Annotated in this window: 9 protein-coding genes; 8 read left to right on the top strand and 1 reads right to left on the bottom strand. The window is 46.0% G+C overall.

Annotation, left to right across the window (positions count from 1 at the left end; genetic code table 11):
• The first annotated feature begins 426 nt into the window (after nucleotides 1–426).
• Together QUA16_RS11905 and QUA16_RS11900 are read left to right on the top strand one after the other, a co-directional pair.
• Nucleotides 427–555, top strand: a complete 129-nt coding sequence (locus QUA16_RS11905; RefSeq protein WP_333104042.1) for a hypothetical protein — start codon at nucleotides 427–429, stop codon at nucleotides 553–555.
• A gap of 81 nt (nucleotides 556–636) precedes the next feature.
• On the top strand, nucleotides 637–1,518 hold the full coding sequence (locus QUA16_RS11900) for a lysophospholipid acyltransferase family protein (RefSeq protein WP_333104041.1): 882 nt from the start codon (nucleotides 637–639) through the stop codon (nucleotides 1,516–1,518).
• Between the two features lie 507 nt (nucleotides 1,519–2,025).
• Here the strand turns inward: QUA16_RS11900 and QUA16_RS11895 are convergent.
• Nucleotides 2,026–3,402 (bottom strand): 2-polyprenyl-6-methoxyphenol hydroxylase-like oxidoreductase, encoded by a 1,377-nt coding sequence (locus QUA16_RS11895; RefSeq protein WP_333104040.1) that lies wholly within the window; start codon nucleotides 3,400–3,402, stop codon nucleotides 2,026–2,028.
• Nucleotides 3,403–3,719: 317 nt separating this feature from the next.
• Here QUA16_RS11895 and QUA16_RS11890 point away from each other — a divergent pair, with 317 nt between their 5' ends.
• The 6 genes from QUA16_RS11890 (at nucleotide 3,720) to QUA16_RS11865 (ending at nucleotide 23,067) form a co-directional block, all read left to right on the top strand.
• On the top strand, nucleotides 3,720–6,821 hold the full coding sequence (locus QUA16_RS11890; protein ID WP_333104038.1) for an MFS transporter: 3,102 nt from the start codon (nucleotides 3,720–3,722) through the stop codon (nucleotides 6,819–6,821).
• 851 nt (nucleotides 6,822–7,672) lie between these two features.
• Complete coding sequence (locus QUA16_RS11885; protein ID WP_333104037.1) at nucleotides 7,673–12,211, top strand: response regulator; 4,539 nt, start codon at nucleotides 7,673–7,675, stop codon at nucleotides 12,209–12,211.
• 349 nt (nucleotides 12,212–12,560) lie between these two features.
• On the top strand, nucleotides 12,561–15,980 hold the full coding sequence (locus QUA16_RS11880) for a helicase-related protein (RefSeq protein ID WP_333104036.1): 3,420 nt from the start codon (nucleotides 12,561–12,563) through the stop codon (nucleotides 15,978–15,980).
• 212 nt (nucleotides 15,981–16,192) lie between these two features.
• Entirely contained in the window at nucleotides 16,193–19,108 is a 2,916-nt protein-coding gene (locus tag QUA16_RS11875; RefSeq protein ID WP_333104035.1) for a DUF1156 domain-containing protein, read from the top strand.
• Between the two features lie 9 nt (nucleotides 19,109–19,117).
• Nucleotides 19,118–19,717, top strand: a complete 600-nt coding sequence (locus QUA16_RS11870; protein WP_333104033.1) for a hypothetical protein — start codon at nucleotides 19,118–19,120, stop codon at nucleotides 19,715–19,717.
• Nucleotides 19,718–20,169: 452 nt separating this feature from the next.
• The gene (locus QUA16_RS11865) at nucleotides 20,170–23,067 is read left to right on the top strand and encodes a DUF499 domain-containing protein (RefSeq protein ID WP_333104032.1); all 2,898 of its coding nucleotides are present in this window, start codon (nucleotides 20,170–20,172) and stop codon (nucleotides 23,065–23,067) included.
• The last annotated feature ends 455 nt before the right edge of the window (nucleotides 23,068–23,522 follow it).

The raw sequence follows: 23,522 nt of genomic DNA, 5'->3' as shown, positions 1-23,522 counted from the left end.
ATTTTTTGCTGATTCTTTACTAGACAAGGCTTGTAGCCCAAATTTTTGTGTAATTAATTGTGTCCTACTACTTATCAGCGACAGTTGCTGTAGCTGTTTGCAAACGGTTTTGCCCCTGTGGAAACAACCAGCACAAAACCTCCGAACAAAACCAGCCCGCTCAAATCAGAAACCAAATATTTGCGCCAATTCTGATTTAATTATATTGCAATACAGTTCAGTTAACACTGTTAATTCCCCGGAGATCCCCCTCGCATCCCCCTTAAGAAGGGGGACGCAAGAGCAACTTCTTGTCCCACCCCCTACTCCCCTTTGTAGGGGCGGTGCGACCCCTACTCCCCGTGCCCGCCCTCTTGGCTAGGGGGATCAGCCTTATCTGAACCGTATTGAATTATATTGCTATAGCAACTGCACTCGATGTTTAGGATGTTTTCAATTGCTAAAACTAATGCGGTGATTCCTGCGGAATGGGAGCATATTAATGATAGGAAAAATCGTGTTTTGGGAGGGCGATCGGGATTAGCGCAGGCACAAGGAGAGGAAAAGCCCAACTAATCTCATCCCTTCTTCCTTCTTTCCGAAATAACTAAAGCCTTCTCTCTTCGAGAGTTAAATCTTTCTTCCTTCTGCTATATAATGACCAAAGCGTTAAATAATTTTGCAGTGACAATAACTACTAACAAAAAAGACGGCAAATCCTCTAAATATCCCTTTGACGGTCTATCTTTAGACGATCGCAATCCCGACTTCATTCAGCTTCTGTTGCCACTCTGGGAATGGCTGTACCGCTACTATTTTCGCGTACAAAGCGACGGCTGGCACCACGTACCCGCGAGCGGAAAAATGCTTGTTGTCGGTTCTCACAACGGGGGACTAGCCGCTCCAGATATGTTTATGTTCCTATACGAATGGTTCCGCAGGTACGGCACGGAACGCTTGGCCTATGGATTGATGCACCCGACGGTTTGGCAAGTTTCTCCTGATGTTGCTAGCATGGCGGTTCAGTGTGGTGCTCTCAAGGCGCATCCGAAAATGGCGATCGCAGCTTTGCGGAAAAATGCCGCAGTTCTTGTCTATCCGGGCGGCGCCCAAGATGTTTTTCGTCCCCACCACTTGCGCGATCGAATCTACTTTGCGGGACGCAAGGGATTTATCAAATTAGCATTGCGAGAAGAAGTGCCAATTTTACCAATTATATCGCATGGTGCCCACGATACTTTGATAGTGTTGGCAGATTTGTACGAACAAGTTAAGCAATTGCATGAATTGGGGATGCCGTGGCTATTTGGCATCGATCCGGTGGTATTGCCGGTGTATTTGGGATTGCCTTGGGGATTGAGTATTGGGCCTTTGCCAAACCTGCCTTTACCCGTGCAAATTCGGACTCGCGTCTGCAAACCGATTCTATTTGAGAGGTACGGTTCGGAGGCGGCGCGCGATCGCGATTATGTTGATGCTTGTTTCGAGCGAGTTACCACCCAAATGCAAGAACAATTAGATTGTTTGGCCGGCAAGTGACAATTGCACAAGTCTAGATTATTGTAGGTGGCAGAAACCGATTTTTTTACGACAATATAGCGTGAAGCGCGAGGGATATGGGGAAACAACCCGGTTTCTTGAGTCCTGTGGGTAAGTCGTGACTACAAACATTTTTTGAAATCAATCCATTAGATTTATTTCACAAACCGACAATTCGGATACCCAATCGGATTTTACCCATCTTAATTACGTGAAATATCCGAAAACCGCAGTCGCAAAAATCACGTTTTTTATCATCCAGGTTCAAGCGGACATAAGATCAGCTTAAATAAATGCAGATGAATAGGATTTCATCTGCGTTTATCTTCCTGCCTGGGCGGTGAAAAAATAGAATTAGCAAAACTCACCTGATTCTGTAAGCTAATCCGCATTTAAATTGCATAGTAAAATAAATTTTTCCTCTTGTGGGGAGTAGGGGTTGGGCAGGAGAACCCGCCCTCAACATACAAATTAAATGCACAACAGCTTATCAACTCTTTATCTTAATTATGCCTTCTGCCGAACGGTGACTAATTGCCCGATCGCCTTAAGCGCAATACTGGGATGAAAAAGTACAGCCGGCGACTCAATCATGTGCAGAACTTCCAAAAAGGCTTGACAAACTTTAGCATCTGAGACCAGCGCTTTTAATACCAGATCCATGTAATCAATTGTCAGCCGCGTAGCGAGGTTTAGTTTTGCACCTTCACTTCCCGGATAGCGGGAATCCTGACTGATGGCAAACGTCCAAGGAATAGTGTGTAATTTTGCTAGTTTTTGTTGAAATTGTCGCGCAAAGCCTGTTAAATCGCCTTCTGGATACCGCTCTCTTTGCTTTTGCAAACATTTATCTAGCATCTGAGCATTCAGTGCAGCAACCGTCATTCCCTGTCCGTATATGGGGTTAAAAGCGCAAACTGCATGACCGAGAATTATTAAGTTTTCAGGGTAACGAGGGAGCAGCTCGTAGTGGCGCAAACGGTTTTCTGTACCTCGATAACTATAAACAGGTGTTATTGCTTCTGCGTCTTTAATTGCATCATAAATTGTCGGGGTTGGCAGACTGCGCGCAAATTCTAGAAAACCTGCTTCGTCTGCAGGGGGATAATCGCGATCGCCCCCAATGAGAAGCGCCAGCCAGCGATTGCCTTCGATCGGAAAAATTGCACCCCCACGGGTACGAAAGGGGGGTGCGGTTGACACAAATACTGGCGCTGTGTCTGACAATTTACCGCTGCCTTCATAGATGCGGCTGGCATAGCCGACAAAAGCATTGATAGCGGTTTCTTGGGGAGGTTCATAGCCCAAACTTTTCAACCATTGAGGTGTTTTGGAAACTTTGCCACCAGCATCGACTACTAAATCTGCATACAAATTCTCTGCATGGATGTTACCAGGGTTGTGGCGATCGCGAAAACGCACCGACACGCCAGCGATCTCCGCGCGCGAGGCATCCGCCAGCAACCCCACTACTGTGCCTCCTTCGAGGAAATGCACGTTCGTATTTTCAGCCAAGCGGCGGCGAATTTGCCAGTCAAGTAAATCCCGACTGAACATAATTACATCATTTAGATCCGGGCTAGATTGCGGGGCCCAACCCGCGGGACTAAACCACCCGATCGACCTCGGATCTAAACTAGGAGCACCAGCAGCTACCAGTTCGTTTTCTAAGCCGGGAAAAAACTCTTCTAGGATGATTCTCCCCCGATTTAAAAGGATGTGAAGGTGACGGGATTGAGGAATACCGGGGCGAGGTGCGGGTTTTTCTGGAAAAAAATCTCTTTCAACAATACTTACTCGATCGAAGTGTTTTGCTAATACTCTAGAGGCCAACAGTCCTGCTAAACTGCCACCAATAATAATTGCATGACTTTCTCGCTGCACTATCGAATTCCTTGAAAGCTAATTTGCTATGGCATTGGTTGATGAATTTTGAACAATTTGTCTGGGCTTGTGTGCCGACTCTTAATATCGATCGACCACAGATTCTCCTCTGCGATTATTTTAATCAGACTTACATACCACAAATATTCCTAAAGTGACAGCCCGCCACAGACATATTTCTACACTTCCAACTGTAGGGGGATGCTTTAGCTCGTCAATAAGGCGATGCTTGCCATTGGGGGCATGAGTCTAAAACTATACATTGGTTAACTTGCGCCAATGAGCGCGCGCACCCACTCCTTAACGAGGAATATACTATGTATCAAAATTTGCCAATAAATCCACAACTGTATAACATCGGGTTCTGGCTGGCCCAAGTGCCAGTAGAGCAGACTACAACAACAAACAGAGTAGAAGACGCAGCACTCCTTTATTCCGGGCCGCAATTTTTCATCGCCTTGATAGCTGGAGTCGTGCTCGCCTGCGCTTTCCAACTCTTGCTAACAAATTTATCAGTAGCAGCCGGCCTTTCGTACATGGGACAATCCCACGACGACGGCCACCAGTCGGATAGTGGAAGTTCCCCAGTCCGCCACATCGGCCGAAAAGTAGGGACTTGGACGCTAGTCACAGTCACCATCGCTTTATTCTTCGCTTGCTTGCTAGCAGTTAAGCTAAGCTTGATTAGCAGTCCCGGTTTAGGTGCGATCGTCGGTTTAGTCGTGTGGGCAACCTATTTCTCAATGCTTGTTTGGGTGAGTTCCACCACCGTCGGTTCCTTGATCGGTTCCGTCGTCAACAGCGCCACAGCAGGCTTTCAAGCCATTGTCGGCACCGCAGCCTCGGCTATCGGCGCAAAAGCAGCCAGCAACCAAGTCGTCGCCACAGCCAAAGCAGCCGCAGCCGCAGTGGGCCACGAACTTGGTAGCGCGATCGACCCCACAAGCTTGCGCGAAAACGTCGAAGACTACATCCAAAGCCTCAAACCGCCGGAATTAGACATCAAAGGGATGCGTAGCGAGTTTGAAAAATTGCTCAACGATCCGCAACTAAAAACCATTGCAGCCGAAAATTTGCCGAATCTCGATCGGCAAACTCTCGTAGATTTAGTAAGTTCGCGATCGGACTTATCAAAACGCGACGTAAACCGCATTGTAGACCAACTCCAAGATGCTTGGAAACAAGTAGGAAAACAAGGGCAGCCATCAGACGGCATCGCGCAATTAGTAGACTATCTCAAATCTGCCAAATCGGGAGATTTGGTCTCAGATAAATTGGCAAGTAGGGTAGAAAAAGCCCTCAGCAGTCTGGGCGGTCAAAATTCTGGACAAAACCCGACCATGATGTCCCAAGCAACGACAATGGCAGTCAATGCTTTAATGGGAATAGTATTGGGTCGCACAGATATTTCTGACTTGGATGTTGAAAAAGTAGTCGGTCAGCTCAAAGAAGCTAAAGACAAAGTTACCCAGCAAACTGATAAAATTACCGCTCAAGTCAAAGGCGAACCCGTAACTTATAGCCCAATTCGTGCCGACGTAGAAAACTACCTACTCAACACTTATTCGTGGCAGATGAACCCCCAAGCCATCGAGCGCGAATTTCGGGACGTTCTCTACGATCCTACAGCAGATCCGGGAACTGTGCGCCGCGAATTAGAAAAACTCAAACAGTCTAATTTTGCCGAAATCCTAGCCAGTAGAGGTGTTTTTACCCAAGACAAAATTAAACAAATTTCCCAGGAATTAGAAGCAATTAGACAGCGAGTTTTACAAACCGTGATCTTTGCCGAGGAGCAAGAAAAATCTCGCGATTTGCAGTGGCGGGTAGAAACTTATTTGAAGCTGACGCCGAAAGAGGAACTGACAGCAGCAGGTATCGGGAGCGATTTCAAAAAAATCTTAGAAGATTCCGATGCTAGTTACGAACAGTTGCGCGATCGGCTTTCTCCTTACACCCGCGACAGTTTTGTGCAAATTCTCCGAGGCCGCGAAAACTTCGGATTCCAGGAAGTAGAACAGATTGTTCAAGAGTTGGAAAGGACGCGAGATGTAGTTTTAGCAGATTCTAAAGGTCTGCAAGAAGCAGCGCAAGCCCGACTAGATAACCAGTGGCAAAGAGTACAAGAATACTTGAAGTCTACGGGCAAAGAAGAACTCAATCCCGAAGGCATCAAGCGCGATTTGAAAACGCTGCTGGACAACCCGGAAGCGGGAATGTGGGCGCTGAGAGCTAGAGCTTCTAAGTTCGATCGCGAAACTTTGGTAAAATTGCTATCTCAGCGGAAAGACCTCAGCGAAGACCAAGTAAATCAGCTTCTCGACAGTGCCGAAGAAAATTGGCACAGCGCGGTGCATGCGCCGCAAAAGTTGGCCGAAAAAGCTAAGGATCAGTACGACCAAACCACAACCGCCCTTGCAGATTACCTTCGCAATACTGGCAAATCAGAACTCAATCCTGAAGGGATTCAGCGGGATTTGACAAAACTGCTGCAAAATCCCAAAGAAGGAGCTTTAGCGCTGCGGGGCCGTCTGTCTCAAGTCGATCGCGATACTTTGGTAAAACTGCTTTCTCAGAGACAAGATTTGAGCGAGGAACAAGTCAATCAAATTATCGACCAAGTGCAGGAAACTCTCGGCTCGATTGTGAAAGCGCCGCGCCGTTTGGCAAAACGGGTGCAAAGCCAAGTACACGATTTTCAGAGTGTTTTAGAAGATTATTTGCGTAATACGGGCAAGGATGAGTTAAATCCCGAAGCCATCAAGCGCGACTTGCAACTGCTGCTGCATGACCCGAAAGTCGGCGCTTACAGTTTGGGCGAGCGCTTGTCACACATCGATCGAGCTACAATTGTTTCTCTGCTGTCTCAGCGGCCGGATATTTCTGAAGCAGAAGCCAATCGCATTGTGGATGGAATTTTGTCGGTGCGCGATGAGTTCGCACTGCAAATTCAGAAAATACAGGAGGGTATTCAGTCGGTAATTGACGGGATTCTCGGAAAAATTCGGGATTACCTCAATTCGCTCGATCGCCCTGAACTCAACTACGAAGGCATTACGCGGGACGTGCGGAAGTTATTTGACGATCCGCAAGCCGGATTTGACGCTTTGCGCGATCGGCTTGGTCATTTCAACCGCGATACTTTAGTAGCACTAATGAGTTCTCGCGAGGACATTTCCGAAGCAGATGCCAACCGCTTGATCGACCAAATTGAAAGAAGCCGGAACACCGTCTTGCAAAGAGCAGAACGCTTGCAGCAAGAGGCGCAGCTTCGCCTCGAAAGCATCAAACTGCAAGCCGAAAAACAAGCCGAAGAAACCCGGAAAGCTGCAGAAGTTGCCTCTTGGTGGCTGTTTTTCACGGCTCTTTCGTCGGCGGCAGCAGCAGCAGGCGCCGGTGCTTTAGCCGTCATCCGATAAACAAGACTCAAGTTGCGATCGGATTGCAGATAGTGCCTGATATGAGTTTATACTGATATCAGGCACTAATGTTAGTAAAGGATTTGATCGGGGAGTGGGAACGGGTGTATTTAACTTTTTGGTACTGTTTAAGGTTATTGGTAAGCCCGCTCCTATTGGTTTTTTGAAGATGGTAAATACTGTGAATTTATACATCTTAATTAGCAGTTTTGATTCATTCAAAATAGAAAATTGACAAGCAGATTTTTTTGATGGTTGTATATTTTATGGGCAGATGTAATAAATAAAAAGTCGCCGGATATTCCTTGCCTCTGCTATGACAATTTTTGAACGCGGTTCAAGCTTCTCGGCTGGATAGGCTTTTAGGCTTATTCCACTACTCCTGCAAGGATTGCTATAGGACAAAAATCAAAACAGCTATGGGAATGAGAACCTTTTGGTAGGCAAAACTCGACGAGCCAGTCCGCTCTCTCCTCAATATTTTTTAGGTACAATAATAGTGAGGCTTCTCAACCCAGCACGCCTGTTATACCAACCGCCCGCCGCCCTGGCTGCGTCAGTATCAAACGCCAACTGTTTTGAGTTCGATCGGCGGTTTATTTTGAAGAGGCCGATCGTCCGGTTATAACTTGTAGGTCATAGGTTGTGCATAATAGGGAACTAAAGCTGTGAAAATACTACACTGACTGTGGGGGGCAAGATACCGGATACCTTGGAAATACCAAGGGCTTTGCTTTCGTCAGCCCAGAAAAGTCCAAACACGCAGGCCCTGCGCGAGCCAATGCTAAACAACCTACGTCTCAAACCTCTCCTGGCTAGTTGCCTATTAGCACCGTGAGGAGGGCGACGCCATGCAACTCCGAAAAAAAACACTATTAATCATCGGTGCAGCGCTGATCAGCCTGATTGTGGTTCTGTATGCCACTGCATCAACTATTTTGCTGCATGATTTTCACAACCTGGAGGCACAGTACGTCCGCCAGGATGTCGCACGGGCTTTGGACGCATTAGATGATGACTTGTCTAATTTAGACACCAGCGCCCAAGATTACGCCGAGTGGGACGATACTTACTCTTTCGTCGTTACACGGAACGAAAATTTTGTCAAGTCAAATTTCGTCGATTCGACATTTATTTACTTGAGACTAAACTTATTGGTGCTGCTTGACTCCAACGGTAAGACGATCTTCAGCAAAGGTTTCGACCTGAAATCCCAAACCGAAATCCCGATTCCCGAAAGCTTAAAACAGCACTTGACCGAGGCACTAATAGACTCATCGACAGTCGAGGGCGATCGCCCCGCCGCCAAAACAGGCGTCCTCACCCTGCCAGAAGCCAGGCTGCTGATTGCCTCCAAGCCCATCTTCAACAGCAACGCCCAAGGCCCGTCGCGGGGAACGCTGATCTTAGGACGCTACCTCGACAGCAGCGAAATCGGTTTGCTTTCAGAACTGACTCACCTGTCAGTGGATTTTAGATTGCCGAGTTTAGATTTTAAAGTGGGAGCCGCGAACTACTCCGGGCACAGCGCCAAGGCGATGGCTCGATCGAGGCAGGAGTTGGAAAATGTCAAACTCAAAATTTCCAACCTCAAATCAGCAGAAATTTTAGTCGAGCCACTCAGCGACAGCTTAGTCGCAGGATACGCCCTGATTCGCGACATCCACGGCAACCTAGCGCTGCTGCTGCGAGTAGAGACAGATCGCATCATCTACGGCCAAGGTCAGGCTACCTTGGAGCTGTTTACCTTATCAATACTGGCAGTAGGTTTAATATTTAGCGCCATCACCCTGCTGTTGCTAGAAAAATTAGTCTTGGCGAGATTGGCGGCCTTGAGCACCAGCGTCAGCAACATCGCAGCCAACGGCGACCCAAGCTTGAGAGTTCCTATGGCCGGAGCAGATGAACTCGCAAGCTTGGCCGACGCCATCAACCGAATGCTAGAAGCATTGGGCAATTCTCAAGTCGAACGTAATGAAAGCGAAGACCGCTATCGGTTGATGGCCGAAAATTCAACCGACATGATCACCAGACACGACCCCAAAGGCGTGTTTGTTTACGTCTCGCCCGCCAGCCTGGCTTTGCTGGGATACGAACCTTCAGAACTCATCGGCCGCGTCCCCAAGGATTATTTTCACCCCGACGATTTAGAAACCATTGCCAAAGCTCACTGGAAAGTCCTGGCACTCCCAGTTACTTACACCGTCAGCTACCGCATCCGCCGCAAAGACGGCAAATACATTTGGTTTGAAACCACAGGCCGCACGATCAGCGATCCCCAAACCGGCGAAGTCCAAGAAATTATCGGCATTTCCCGCGACATCAGCGTGCGGAAGCAAACAGAACAAGAACTACGAGAAAGCGAAGCTGCAATCAAAGCTTTGTACCAAGTGACTTCGGCTCCCCGTACAGACCCGCTCAACCACCTCTCTACCTTTGATTTGCGCCTCCAAGAACTGCTGGCAATGGGATGTCGGCATTTAGGGCTGTCCGTGGGAATTTTGTCCTGCATTCAAGGCGACAACTATCAAATAATGGCTGTTGAGTGTCCCGACGGGTCGATCGTCAAAGACCAAATCTACGATCTGGAAAAAACTTTCTGCGTCGCTACGGCAATGGCAAAAGAACCGATCTACTTTGAGTCGCTGAGATTTTCGGGTTTTTCCTTCAACACGCAGGATCGAGCTTTCCCCATTGAAGCTTACATGGGCATTCCCGTCACGGTGGGAGGTGAAGTTTACGGCACTCTGTGCTTCTTTTCTCCGACTTCTGTGACAGAACCGTTCCGAGCTGTAGACAGAGAGTTGGTGAAACTGATGGCTCAGTGGGTGGGAAGCGAACTAGAACGCCAGCAAACAGACGTAGATTTGGCAAAAGCTCGCGATCAAGCACTGGCGGCTACTAGAGCCAAAAGCGAATTTTTAGCCACCATGAGCCACGAAATTCGCACTCCGATGAATGGAGTCATTGGCATGACCGGTTTGCTGCTGGATACGCCCTTAACTCGCGAACAGCGCGATTTTGTAGAAACTATCCGCAGCAGCGGCGATGCCTTGCTGACGCTGATCAACGATATTCTAGATTTCTCGAAAATTGAGTCGGGCAAATTGGACTTGGAGGAACATCCGTTTGACCTCCGCACTTGCATTGAGGAATCTCTAGACTTGGTAGCTGCTAAGGCGGCAGAAAAAAAACTCGAAGTGGGTTACTTGATCGATCGTACAGTACCGGTAACGGCGATCGGCGATAGCACCCGCTTGAGGCAAATTTTAATCAACTTGCTCAGTAATGCTGTTAAATTTACCGACGCTGGAGAAGTGGTGGTTTCGGTGACAGCAAAAAAGATTTCAGTGCCGGCGGCTAAGGCTAAAGAACCGCCATTAATTGCGGGCGAACCGATAGCAATTAACCCAGCATACGAAATACATTTTGCGGTCAAAGATACCGGTATCGGCATTCCGAGCGATCGCATGGATCGGCTATTTAAATCTTTCAGCCAGGTTGATTCTTCAACGAGCCGGCAGTACGGCGGTACCGGATTGGGTTTGGCAATTAGCAAGCGTTTGGCCGAAATGATGGGCGGCCGGATGTGGGTGGAAAGTATGGGTAGTGTCGCGGGCAATCCTCCTGCCCATTTTAGATCGTCGGCAGTTATTGATTTGGGATGGGCAGAATCTTGCGAAATTGCCGAAAAATATGGCTATGCCAAATCTGTACTCAGCAACCAGCCGATCGCCCAAAATACGAAATCCGTTGGCTCTACTTTTTATTTTAGTACGATCGTTTCTGGCTGCAAGAATTCCTTACCACTTAACTTGAGCAATTCTCAACCAGAATTAGCTGGCAAGCGAGTCTTAATTGTCGATGACAATGCTACCAACCGCAGAATTTTGACTCTCCAAGCTCAGTCTTGGGGAATGGTGGCTAGGGCTTCAGCTTCGGCTAGTTTGGCTTTAGATTGGCTGGCTGCTAAAGAAATGTTTGACTTGGCAGTTTTGGATATGCAAATGCCGGAAATGGACGGGTTAGCTTTAGCGTCGCAAATTCGTCGGTATCCTGATTGCGAAAAGTTGCCGTTAGTGATGCTAACTTCGATCGGCAGGCAAGAAATTCACCCCCCTTCTATGGAGATGGATTTTGCTGCTTTTTTGAATAAACCCATCAAACAATCTCAGCTTTACAATGTTTTAATCAATATTTTTGGAGAACAGACAACAGAATTTAAAGGGCAGCGCACTACCGGGTCTTTCTTGCAAACCATACCCGTGCTGGCAGAGGACTTACCCCTGCGGATTCTGTTGGCTGACGATCATTTGGTGAATCAGAAGGTGGCTTTGCAAATTTTACAGCGGATGGGGTATCGCGCGGATGTGGCGGGAAACGGTATCGAAGTGCTCGAAGCTTTGCGCCGCCAGCCTTACGATGTGGTGCTGATGGATGTGCAAATGCCGGAAATGGACGGACTGGAAACTACCCGCCGCATCCGGGAGCAATTTTCAGCAGATTTAACTTTAGAAAATGACACGGGAGAATCAGAAGTTTCCGCAACTGATGAGCAATCTAATAATGGAAAATCCCGAATCGAAAATCGAAAATCGACTGAGGAATCTAACAATCGAAAATCGAAAATCGAAAATCAAAAATCGACTGAGGAATCTAACAATCGAAAATCGAAAATCGAAAATCGAAAATCGACGAGGCCTTGGATTGTGGCGATGACGGCAAATGCGATGCAGGGCGATCGCGAAGAGTGTATGGCTGCGGGGATGGACGACTATTTGAGCAAGCCGATCGCAATTGATCAGTTGGTGCGAGCTTTGATGGCGTGTAAATCTCGATCGAACTCCGCATTCGATCGTCTGCAGCCGATCATTTGTTTGGATGCCCCAGCGGAACAGATCGAAGGAACGAGTGAATTACAAGTGCGATCGAATGTGGCTGTTGCGGGAAATCCACAACAGACAATTACCAATTCGCCCGCAGTCGTCGAGTGGGGTGCATCAAATCTCGATCGGGCTTTGTCAGAGGGGCACGATTCCCTGAGTGCCAAGATTATAGAGGGACTGCGAGAAGTGGAAGCTTTGGACGAGGCGATCGAGATTTACCTCGAAACAGCTCCCGAACTGCTGCGAGGCATCTCTATGGCTCTGTGCAACGCCGATCCGCTGGCTTTGCGGCGATCGGCTCACTCTTTGAAGTCGATTAGCGGTACTCTCGGTGCTTTTCGCTTGTTTGAACTGTGCGAGGAACTCGAAATCATGGGCCGCATCGGCACAAATGCTAACCAGTCTTTACCCGATCCGGCCTGCGCGCTTTTAGAAGAGGTTGAAGCGGAATATCAAAGAGTCGAAACGGCGTTGAAAATAGAAAGGCAGTCTGTTGATTGTTAGCGGTTAGATCCTGTCCGATTGCATTTAAATCTCAGTGTCATAGCGAGGAACCAAGCAATCTCATTCTTTTCGATTGCTTCATTCCTCTCTTTTTACACTTATGATTAGTTGTAAAACTAATTGAGACGCGCTATAGCGGTTCTCAAGCGTGGTGAGGTATGCCCTATGCCCAATGCCCAATGCCCAATGCCCTATGCCCTATGCCCTATGCCCTATGCCCTATGCCCTATGCCCTATGCCCTATGCCCTATGCCCGCGTGAGCACCTCATGTTACTGAGAAAGGCTATATCTGCAACTTTTAATAATTGGTATAAAATCTCAAGTCTCAAATCTCAAATCCTATAACCTATGCTAGACCAACTCATCGGCAAACGCATTTCCATCCCCGAACAGTTCACCGGAACAGTCACCGTCGAAAGAGTCACCGCCATCGATGATACCGTGCTGTTACAAGTTCGCACCAGTGCCGGCGAATTGGGCGATGCCATGCTGAGTGGTGCAGAAGTCACAGAAATTTTAGCGAACCAACAACCCGCCATCACTACACCCGTTGACAGCAATTCCTTCTTCCTATTTATCGAATCAGCCCGCATCAAAACCGCCTTCGCCTACGACCCCCACTTCGCAGTTAGTCTCAGCGGTGTGCGTCCCCTTCCCCATCAACTAGAAGCCGTCTACGAACGCATATTACCTCAAGTTCGCCTGCGATTCCTATTAGCAGATGACCCAGGGGCAGGCAAAACTATTATGGCGGGACTCTTACTCAAAGAACTCAAATTACGGGGCATTATCGAGCGCATTTTAATCTTAGCACCAGCCCCTTTAACAATTCAATGGCAAGATGAACTCCGCAGCAAATTTTCCGAAACCTTTGAAGTCATTAACTCAGTATTAGTAAAAGGTCAATTAGCAGGAAATCCGTGGGATAGGTTTCGTCAATGTATCGCCTCTATTGATTTTGCCAAACGCGATGACATCCTCCCCAGTATTTTACAAGTTGATTGGGATTTAGTGATTATTGACGAAGCACACAAATGTTCAGCTCGCACTCAGGGGGAAGATTTGCGACGCACTGGTCGGTATAAACTGGCTGAAGAATTATCAAAAATTAGCGATCGCCTGCTTCTCCTCACCGCTACTCCCCACCAAGGCGATGTCGATCAGTTTCACAATTTTTTGCGATTGCTAGATGCTGACCAATTTATTTCTAATCAACTCAATCCAGAAATTTTAAAGCTGAACAATTGCCCTTGGTTCCTGCGCCGAATCAAAGAAGAATTGAGAGACTTTGAAGGACACAAGCTTTTCAAAGAACGCTTTCCGATTACCGTCTCCTTTGACTTGTCGCCTGCTGAAAAAGATTTATATGACCGAGTTACTAAATATATTAACAAATATTTGGGTAAAACCAAAGGCCGCAAGCAAGCTGCCGTTGCTTTGGCGCGGACTGTTTTGCAGCGCCGATTGGCAAGCAGTTTAAATGCGATTTTTAGTTCCCTCAAAAGACGACAACGCAGGTTTGCTGAGTTATTAGAAGAACTTAGTCAACTTTCTCCCGAAGCACAGCACCAGCGATTGCTAACATTAGGCAAAATTCCTGACTCTGAACAGGAAAGTGAGGATTGCGAAGAGGAGCAATTAGAGGAATTAGCGATCGAGTCAACAGTATCTGAACAGTTAGACCAACTGCGGGAAGAATTGCAGGAATTGGGTAAATTAGTTAAACTAGCTCAAAAAACCATTGACATCGGCACAGAAGCTAAACTCAATAAACTCAAAGAGTGCGTAAAAAGAGCAGAATTTGAAGAACTAAAAGACGGACGCGGTAAGCTGCTGATTTTCACAGAACACCGAGATACTTTAGAGTATCTTAAACAGAATCTCACACAGTGGGGTTACAGCACTTGTGAAATTCACGGTGGGATGAATGTGTTGGCCAGAAAAGCCGCCCAGAAAGATTTTCAATTTAATAAGCAGATTTGTTTGGCAACAGAAGCGGCCGGGGAAGGGATAAATTTACAGTTTTGTCGCTTGATGATTAACTATGATTTACCCTGGAATCCTAACCGTTTAGAGCAGCGCATGGGGCGAATTCACCGCATTGGCCAAAGCCAAAATGTTTATATTTTTAACTTTGTTGCCATCAATACTGTTGAAGGTCGCGTTTTAGATAAGTTGCTAAGTAAACTCGAAGAAATTCGCAAAGCAATGGGCGATCGCGTTTTTGATGTTATTGGTCAATTGCTGCAATTAAATGACATGAGATTTGAGGATTTTTTGCGAGAAGCTACTTATAGCAAAGTTTCCGAAGATGAAGTTTTAGAACAATTAGAACGGCTTGACCCCAAACGCCTAGAAGAATTAGAAAAAGCAACGGGTGTCGCCTTGGCTACTTCTCACGTCGATCTATCTCAAATTCGACACACTAAAACTCAAGATTATGTCTCGGAAGAACAGCGGTTAATGCCGCGTTATGTGGAAGAATTCTTTAAGCGAATTTGTGATTTCTTGCGGATTAATTTAGAAGTGCGGGCTGATGGTTTGTGGCGGGTAAGTTATGTGAAAGAGGAATTTCGCTCAAATCATTTAGAAGCAGTGCGGCGGTTGGGTACACCGGAGAAAAGTTATCCCAAACTCACGTTTTATAAAGAACAATTAGCAGCCGCGTCTCATCAAGATGCCGATTTACTTTCACCAGGACATCCTTTATTTGCGGCGATTGCTGAACGCTTAGACCTTCAATTAAATGAGGAAATAGCTCATCATTGTGCTGTTTTTGTCGATGCTGATGCTCAAGAATCTTATCGCATTCACTTTTTTAATGTTCAGGTTGAAGGGCAAGGCAAAAAGGGAGAGAATCGAGTTCTTAGAGCTAAATTGTGTGCGGTTGTTGAAAAGGCTTCAGGGGAATTATCCCTAGCTTCGCCCGATTGTTTGCATGATTTAGCACCCCATCCTGTACCAATTCCTGATTGCCAATTTCCCACACCCAAACAACAGCAAGAAGCCGAAAACTGGTTGAAAGTCAAGGTACAATTAGGGTTAATGAATGAGGAACGATTGCGCTGTAGTAAAGAATTACAAATTCGCCAAGATTACTTAGAACAAGCGATGGAAAATACTATTAGAGAATCCCAATCTACTCAGATGAAATTGGCGGCAAAAGTGGCGGCGGGAGATGAAACTTATCGGGTGGCGAGAGATGCGGCTCAAAATAAGGTGCGGGATTTGCAAGAACGTTATAAAAATAAGCAGGGAGAATTGGATTATCTCAAAATAGTACGATCGGGCAGAGTGGCTTATTTGGGAACCGCTTTGGTGTATCCTGTACCTGTAGAGGTCTCTAGTCCGGGGATGCGGAACGACCCAGAAGTCGAAGCATTTGCCATGCAGTACGTGATTGACTACGAAAAACAGCGGGGATGGCAACCGGAAGATATTAGTAAAAATCACGATGGTAGTGGGTTTGATATTCGCAGTTTAGGGCCTACAAATCCAGAAACTGGAATTTCCGAGGTGCGTCGAATTGAGGTGAAGGGAAGGGCTAATTTGTATCAAGAAGTGGCCTTAACGGTAAATGAGTGGCGCAAAGCACAACAGTTAAAAGATTCTTATTGGTTGTATGTTGTTTGGGGTTGCGAGATTGAAAATCCGCAGTTATTAATTATTCAAAATCCTGCTAATAATTTAGCGACGGATGCTAAAGAAATTAAGCAAGTTACTCGGTATATTATTTCTGCTGAAGCGTTGCAGAAAAATAGTGTATAATATGAGGTGGCTTTGTATAGCAACCGCCAAGGCGATTAGTGCAGTAGGGGCGGGTTCGCCCGAATCTGTGACACTCATCGACAAATGAGAAAAACCCGCCCCCACCCCACGACTATATTCAAAATCGTCCTAACCATCCGGGCGATTGCTATACCTGACAATGACTGATAGTTTCGTCATTCTTACACGACAAACAAAAAAGACTACCAACCATGACAAATGACCGCCGCTTAATTGAAGACTTTATCCCTATCAAAGAAATCTCGGTAGAAGCTGCACGGGAGAAGTCGATTCGCAAAGGTCACATTTCCACCCTACATTTATGGTGGGCGAGACGGCCTTTAGTCGCAGCAAGAGCGGCGGTTTTTGCATCCCTAATAGCGGCACCAGAAACACCACAGAAGCGCACAGCATTGAAACAAGCAATGATTGATTTGTGTAAATGGGAAGCTGGACAACCTACTATTGATAAAGCGAGAAAGCAAATCCTAGAAGCGCAAAAACTTCGCCTGAACTTACCGCCAGAAACACCATTAAATCAAGTGCCGCCACCAAAGGTTTTAGATATGTTTTCTGGCGGCGGGGCTATTCCGTTAGAAGCGTTGCGTTTGGGGTGCGAAACCTACGCAGTTGAACTCAATCCGGTGGCTCATATTATTGAGCTTTGTACGCTAGTTTATCCCCAAAAGTACGGCAGAAAATTAGCCGATGAGGTGGAAAAATGGGGCAATTGGGTGATTGAAAAAGTCCGAGGAGAAATTGGTGACTTATACCCTGATATTAAAGTTGGGGAAGTTGTGCCGCAGGAATCTGAGCAATTAGAGTTATTTGCACCAAAAGTTAAGCAGTTAACTCTCGGACAAAATCTCACCCCAGTTGCATATTTATGGACGCGCACTGTTAAATGTCCTAACCCTGGTTGTGGCGCTGATGTTCCTTTGGTGCGGCAAACTTGGCTTTGCAAGAAGTCTAAAAAGTATGTTGCACTTAAGGTGATTCCTAATCACGAAACGAAGCGGGTGGAGTTTGAAGTTGTCGAGTCTGCAACGGAAAAAGGGTTAGGTTTTGACCCGGCGGCGGGGAGTTCGCGGGGTAATTCAACTTGTCGTCATTGCGGGACAACTGTGCCTACTAAACCCTATATTCAAGAACATGGAAAAGCTGGTAGAATCAGTCATCAATTGATGGCAATTGTTTGTAATACTTCAGGAGAGAAAGGTAAAACTTATTTGAGTGGTACAGCTTATGAAAAATATATCCCTAATGAAATAGAAATTAAAACTAGGTTACAAAATTTGGTTAAAGAAATAGGAATTAGTACCCCGGATGAACCTGTAAAAGTGTGGTCTGGTGTTTTTAATGCGCCTCTATATGGTTTAGATACATTTGAAAAGTTATTTACCTCCCGTCAATTGCTGTCGCTGATGACGTTTGTTAAATGGGTGAGGTTGGCGCATCAGGATATGGTGTCTCAGGGGTATGAGGAGGAATTTAGAAAAGCCGTTGCAACTTATCTCAGCCTTGGGGTTACAAAAGTTGCTAATAGAGGTAGTAACTTGGGGGTTTACCATACAGGGCGCGAAACTATAGAAAGCCCTATTGGTAGCGGCAGGCTACCGATGTGTTGGGACTTTCCCGAAACTAATCCAATTGGAGGGAGTTCTGGTAACTATTCTGACGGTTTAGACTGGACTATTCAAAACGTGCGAAACTTGGCAGAAATTAGTAATGTAGCAATTGCTAGAAGACAGCCTTGCCAAAAATTAGATTTACCCGATTCTAGCTTAGATGCAGTTATTACTGATCCTCCTTATTTTGATGCTGTTCCCTATTCTGATTTATCAGACTATTTTTATGTATGGCTAAAACGCAGTATTGGACATCTTTTCCCCGAACATTTTTCTAGTCAACTTACCCCCAAAAAAAACGAAGCCACTATGGAACCTTCACGACATGGGGGAGACAAGAAAAAAGCAGCCCAAGCTTATGAAGACTTGATGCACAAAGCATTTTGTGAAGCCAGCAGAGTGCTAAAACCAGGGGGCATGATGGTTGTAGTTTATGCCCACAAAACTACCGCCGGTTGGTCAACATTAATTGATTCTCTCAGGCGGGCTAAATTTACCATTACTGAAGCATGGCCGCTTGATACTGAACAGCAAGGAGGATTGCGCGGTCTTAGGGCCTCTCTCGCTTCTAGTATCTTTTTAGTTGCCAGAAAACGGGAAAAACCCCACCCTAACCTTCCCCTTACTAAGGTGAGGGAACAAGAATTATCTAACTTCCCCCCTTACCAAGGGGGAACTGAAGGGGGTACAGGCGACTACGCCACAGAAGTCCGCCCATTGCTATCAGAAATCGTGCGCGACAGAGTAAAAACCCTGATGTCAGAAGGAGTTACCGGCGCCGACTTAGTAATAGCTTGCATCGGTGCCGGACTCCGCGCCTACACACAATTTGACCGCGTAGAACTCCCCAACGGAGACGAATTAGATGCCAGTTCTTTCCTAGATGAAGTACAAAAAGAAGTAGCTGAAACCATCTTGGGCACAGTCTTAGGATGCGACCAAAAAGGAGTCTCAGCCGTCGATAAACCCACCCAATATTACATTCTGGGACGCTACGAATACGGCGAAGCCATTGTCGAATTTGACGAAGCCAACACCCTAGCGCGAGGTATAGGTGTCGAATTAGACGGCGCTAGCGGTTTAACTGACGGCAAACTTGCCCTAGTCAAAAAAACCAAAAATCAAATCCAACTAAAAGACTATCAAGAACGCGGCGCATTAGAAGACTTAGGCATTCAAAAAACCGAAAAACAGCAAACCTTCAACGTCAAACCCCAAGCCATAGGCAACGCCCCTAGCTTAATTGACATCCTGCACCGCTTGCTGTGGCTATCAGAAAATAGACCACAAGGCATCTATGAATTTTTGAGTTTAGCACAGCCAGACACCACCCAATTGCAGTTAGTAGCCCAAGCCTTAGCGGGTCGTGCTTTAACACCAGATGCAGGAGGAATCGAAGGCCACACTACGAACCGTACCAAGGAACAGCAAACAATAGACACCTTACTAGCATCTTGGAAGCGACTTATAGAAGAAAACTTATTTACTAAAGGGAGTTAATTTTTAACCATGTCTTACAGTGAATTTAGTTTAGATAAAGCCGTCAAAACCTTTAAGTTAATAACATCAGAACGACTTAACTTGTTCGCCGAAACCCCTGAGATAGAATGCAGCAACATTTTAACCGAGACTCTGCAATATAACGTACCTTTAGCCCTAGCAATGAATACAGAAAAAGCCCGTTCTGAATTAATTATTGCTCCAATTTTACTAGAATTGAGGAGACAACTGCAAGATAAAATTAGTTTATTCTCAGGAACCGAGTTTAATATTGCCCCCGAATTAGGTTTAAATGGAATTTGCGATTTTCTGATTAGCAAAGACCCCGAATTACTGTTTATTCGTTCGCCCGTTGTAGCCCTAGTAGAAGCCAAGAAAGAAAATATTAATAGCGGTTTGGGGCAGTGTGTAGCCGAAATGGTAGCAGCAAAACTATTTAACGAACAAGAAGGCAATAATATCGGCACTATTTATGGGGTTGTCACTTCGGGCAATATTTGGAAATTTCTTAAGTTAGAAGCACAAGTTATCAGTATTGATGCGGTCGAATATTATCTGCAAAACCTTCCTAAAATTCTCGGTATTTTAGTAAGTTTTATTCCTGATTAAAGCTCAAGAAACCGGGTTTTTTACTTTTATTGAGGGTTTTTGGCTAGTATTTGGGTAAAAAAACCCGGTTTCTGGCTACCATAATGCAATACGGTTCAGTTAACGGTTTGTATCGCCCGGAGATCCCCCTAAATCCCCCTTAAGAAGGGGGACTTTGAGGAATTTCTTGTCCCCCCCTTGGGAAGGGGGGATCAGGGGGATCGGGCTTAAATGAACTGTATTAATACCAATTTAATGTGAAGTTGCACATATCTCGATCCCCCTAAATCCCCCTTAAGAAGGGGGACTTTGAGGAATTTCTTGTCCCCCCCTTATTAAGGGGGGTTAGGGGGGATCAGATTCTACGGGGCCTCATAAAAAATTGGTATAACCCATAATGACAATGCCGCCTCGCGATGACAACATCTCCCTTTCTGGCAATGATAAAATAACACAAACTATTACCAAAAATTATGAACACTGCCTACCAAATCAAACCTTGGACACAAGTTGTTACTCCCCACGCCGATATTTTAGAAGGAAAACTAGATAACGCCACCTACGCGGCCAGCTTAAGTTCAGTTGTCCGCAATTCCCCAAACTGCCCCAAAGTTTACCGCGATGCCCGTGATTTTTTTAATGCTACTTATCTGACAGCAGAATTGAGAAAACTATTAGAAAGTGTTGTCAAAGGATTGTGTGGGGAAGCCGGCGACAGAGTATTACAATTGCGTACACCCTTCGGCGGCGGTAAAACCCACGCTTTACTGTGTTTATATCACCTTGTCCAACACCGAAGCCAACTGCAAGGAATTCCACAATTAGACACATTACCCAACCCAGGCGAAGTTAATGTGATTACCTTAATTGGTTTAGATATTGATATCACCGGCATTCCTATTGAAAACGGCCCAACTGTTCTCACACCTTGGGGCTATTTAGCTTGGAAAATTGGCGGTTATGAGGCTTACGCCCTGGTGGAAACAGAAGATAAACAACGCATTGCCCCTGGTAATGACAAGCTGCGTCAAATCTTTGCTGACAAAACAGTTTTGCTGCTAATGGATGAGGTGATTATCTATGTCGAAGGCGCAATGGCTTTAACGGTAGGGGAATCAAATTTTGGTCGGCAAATCCTCACTTTTATTCAGAAGCTTACTGAAGTTGTCCGCGAATTGCCCCGCGCAGTTTTAGTTTATTCTCTACAAGCTAGCGTGCAAGAAGCTTTCGGGAATGAAGGGGTATTAAACACTTTAGATAAATTAGTCAGTCGCATTGATGCGAAAAAAGAACCTGTGACTGGCGATGAAGTAATGCGCGTCATTCAACGCCGCTTATTTGCTGATGTGGGCGACCCAGCTATCATCAAAGAAGTGGCGCGACAACAAGCTGAATTATACCGCAAATTCCGGGAAAGTTACGCAGAAACTAATCGGGAAAAACAGCAAATACAGCAACAAGTAGAAATACTAGCAGAACGTATTGAAATTAGCTATCCTTTCCACCCGGATTTACTGGATTTAATGTATCATCGCTGGGGAAGTTTACCGAGTTACCAGCGCACGCGGGGCGCACTACAATTTCTGGCTTCTACTGTTTACGGTTTGCGAGAGGCAAATGATACTTCTTGGCTAATTACTCCCGCTAATATTCCGTTCCATAATGAAGCCACACGCAGCGCTTTCTTTACCCAAGTCGGAGAAAGAGAAGCTTACAGTTCTGTCTTGAATGCTGACTTAATTGGTCGGAAAGCTAAGGTCAAAATAGTAGATAATCGCATTGGTCAAGATTCCCCGGCTTTGGCACTGTTAAAAGTAGGAAGTCGCCTCACTTCTGCTATTTTAATGTATTCTTTTGGTGCCAGAGGTGGAGAAGACCGAGGCATTTTGGAGCAAGATGTTATCGCGGCTTGTCTCGCCCCTGGATTGGAGCGCACAACAATCACGGCGACGCTAAGTGACTTGCGAGAACAGTTGCTTTATTTGCACTATGTCGGTAAACGCTATCGCTTTGAAACTAAAGCGAATCTGAATAAGTTAGTGGCGGATGAGGAAAGCAATATTAGTGGGGAAGAAGTGTTAGAACGCATCCGTACAGATTTGAGCAAGGCTTTACAAAATCCTCGCGGCAAAATCGTGTTGTGGCCGAAAGATTCTGCGGCAATTCCTGATAATGTTTCTCAGTTTAGTGTTGTCTATCTTGACCCAAGCTGGGCGGAAAAAAGCCAGGAATTAATATTAGCTGATGCCTTGACATGGCTGGAAAATCGTGGTAATGATAAACGGGATTACAAAAATGCTTTGGCCTTTGTGATTCCGAAGGTGGTGCAGATGGAGAAGGCGCGAAAGGGGGCGCGGACAGCGTTGGCGATTTCTTCTCTGCTAGAACAGAAGAAAAAATACAAGTTCACTGCGGGAGATACGGAGGAATTGACTAGCAAAGGTCAGGAATCTGCGAATGAAATCAGCGCGGCAATTCGCCGTCTCTATGAAGATATTCTGCTACCGGTGCCTGACACAACTAGCAATGCTCCTCTGCGCTTGGAAATGATTGATTTGCAGTCTCAGCTTAATACGAGTCAAAACCTGCAAGACCGGGTATTGGATGCTCTGAAAAATTATGTTTTTGATTCGATAACGCCTACTAAGTTAGTGCGGCTTTCGGGTTTGGAAAGTTCGGAAACTGAATTTATCAAGGGTGAGGAATTGGTGGGTTACTTTTTCCGATTCCCCAATTTTCCGAAGTTGTTGGGTGTTGATCCGATTAAGAAAGCTATTCTGGAGGCGATCGCCAATGGCGTTTTGGGTTATGTCCCGCGCTTGACTATCAATGCCGATCGCCCTCCGAATGTAGAAAATCCTGCCCTCATCAGCTTTGCTAAGGGAATTCCGGCTGATGAGTTAGATTTGTCGGGCTATTTGTTGTCTCCTAGCTTGGTAATGAAGCTGCGGGCGATCGTACCACCAGACGAAAATCAGCAAATTCTGGTTTCTGACTCGGAAAATGATAGCAATACCAGCAGTGACGATGTTTGGGGTGAAGTCAGCCCCACAACCAAAGCGACAGGGGAAGACAAAAAAACCGTTGAATATAAGTCGGAAACGAGCAGCATCATGCGTTCTGTTTTGGTTGACATAGTAGACGGGAAACAAAAAGCCCACCACTACACTTTGAGCGCGATTACTAACAAATCCCAAATTTTTGAGTTGTTTCAAATACTGCCAACACTATCTGACAAAGCAGATAATATGTCAATTACAATTGAAATTAAGGCACATGCAGTTAAGGGATTTGACCAGAATTGGCTCAGGAATGCGATCGAAGAACCTCTCGACGAAATGGACATTAAGGCATCTACACGGTTGGAGTAACAGCTTCAGGGTGTAAGCTGTTGGGCAAATAAACATTGCATATTCGGGCGCTGATGGGAGCAACGCCCCACTCATTCTTTGATTGATTTTTGACACACAATGTTTATTTGCCGCAACAGCTTATAGCGTTAATCCAAGTTTAGTTCCTATTCTCAGTCGTTGGGTGGGGGCGGGTTTATTATATTGTTGGTTTCTGACATAAATGGTTGGTGAAACCCGCCCCTACGGTAATTTGGGGAAACACGCTTATTTCCGAGATTTGTCGTTGGGTGGGGGCGGGTTTTTGAGATTGTTAGTTTTTCACATAGATGGTTGGTGAAACCCGCCCCTACACGCTATCGTAGGGGCGGGTTTTACGAATAATATTTAATACCAGCCGACAATCTAGATAAACCCGCCCCCACCCAACCAATAACCTAGATTAACCTGATGTGCGATCGTATTTCACAAATGTA

The organism is Microcoleus sp. S13_C3 (assembly GCF_036700905.1).
In the GTDB taxonomy this organism is placed as follows: domain Bacteria; phylum Cyanobacteriota; class Cyanobacteriia; order Cyanobacteriales; family Microcoleaceae; genus Microcoleus.
The sequence above is the reverse complement of the archived record's forward strand: the minus strand, read 5'-3'. Positions and strand labels throughout refer to the sequence as shown.

Excerpts from the sequence above, each read along its gene's own strand:
- QUA16_RS11905 (WP_333104042.1), top strand. The coding sequence starts at position 427 with ATGTTTTCAATTGCTAAAACTAATGCGGTGATTCCTGCGGAATGGGAG.
- QUA16_RS11900 (WP_333104041.1), top strand. The coding sequence starts at position 637 with ATGACCAAAGCGTTAAATAATTTTGCAGTGACAATAACTACTAACAAA.
- QUA16_RS11890 (WP_333104038.1), top strand. The coding sequence starts at position 3,720 with ATGTATCAAAATTTGCCAATAAATCCACAACTGTATAACATCGGGTTC.
- QUA16_RS11885 (WP_333104037.1), top strand. The coding sequence starts at position 7,673 with ATGCAACTCCGAAAAAAAACACTATTAATCATCGGTGCAGCGCTGATC.
- QUA16_RS11880 (WP_333104036.1), top strand. The coding sequence starts at position 12,561 with ATGCTAGACCAACTCATCGGCAAACGCATTTCCATCCCCGAACAGTTC.
- QUA16_RS11875 (WP_333104035.1), top strand. The coding sequence starts at position 16,193 with ATGACAAATGACCGCCGCTTAATTGAAGACTTTATCCCTATCAAAGAA.
- QUA16_RS11870 (WP_333104033.1), top strand. The coding sequence starts at position 19,118 with ATGTCTTACAGTGAATTTAGTTTAGATAAAGCCGTCAAAACCTTTAAG.
- QUA16_RS11865 (WP_333104032.1), top strand. The coding sequence starts at position 20,170 with ATGAACACTGCCTACCAAATCAAACCTTGGACACAAGTTGTTACTCCC.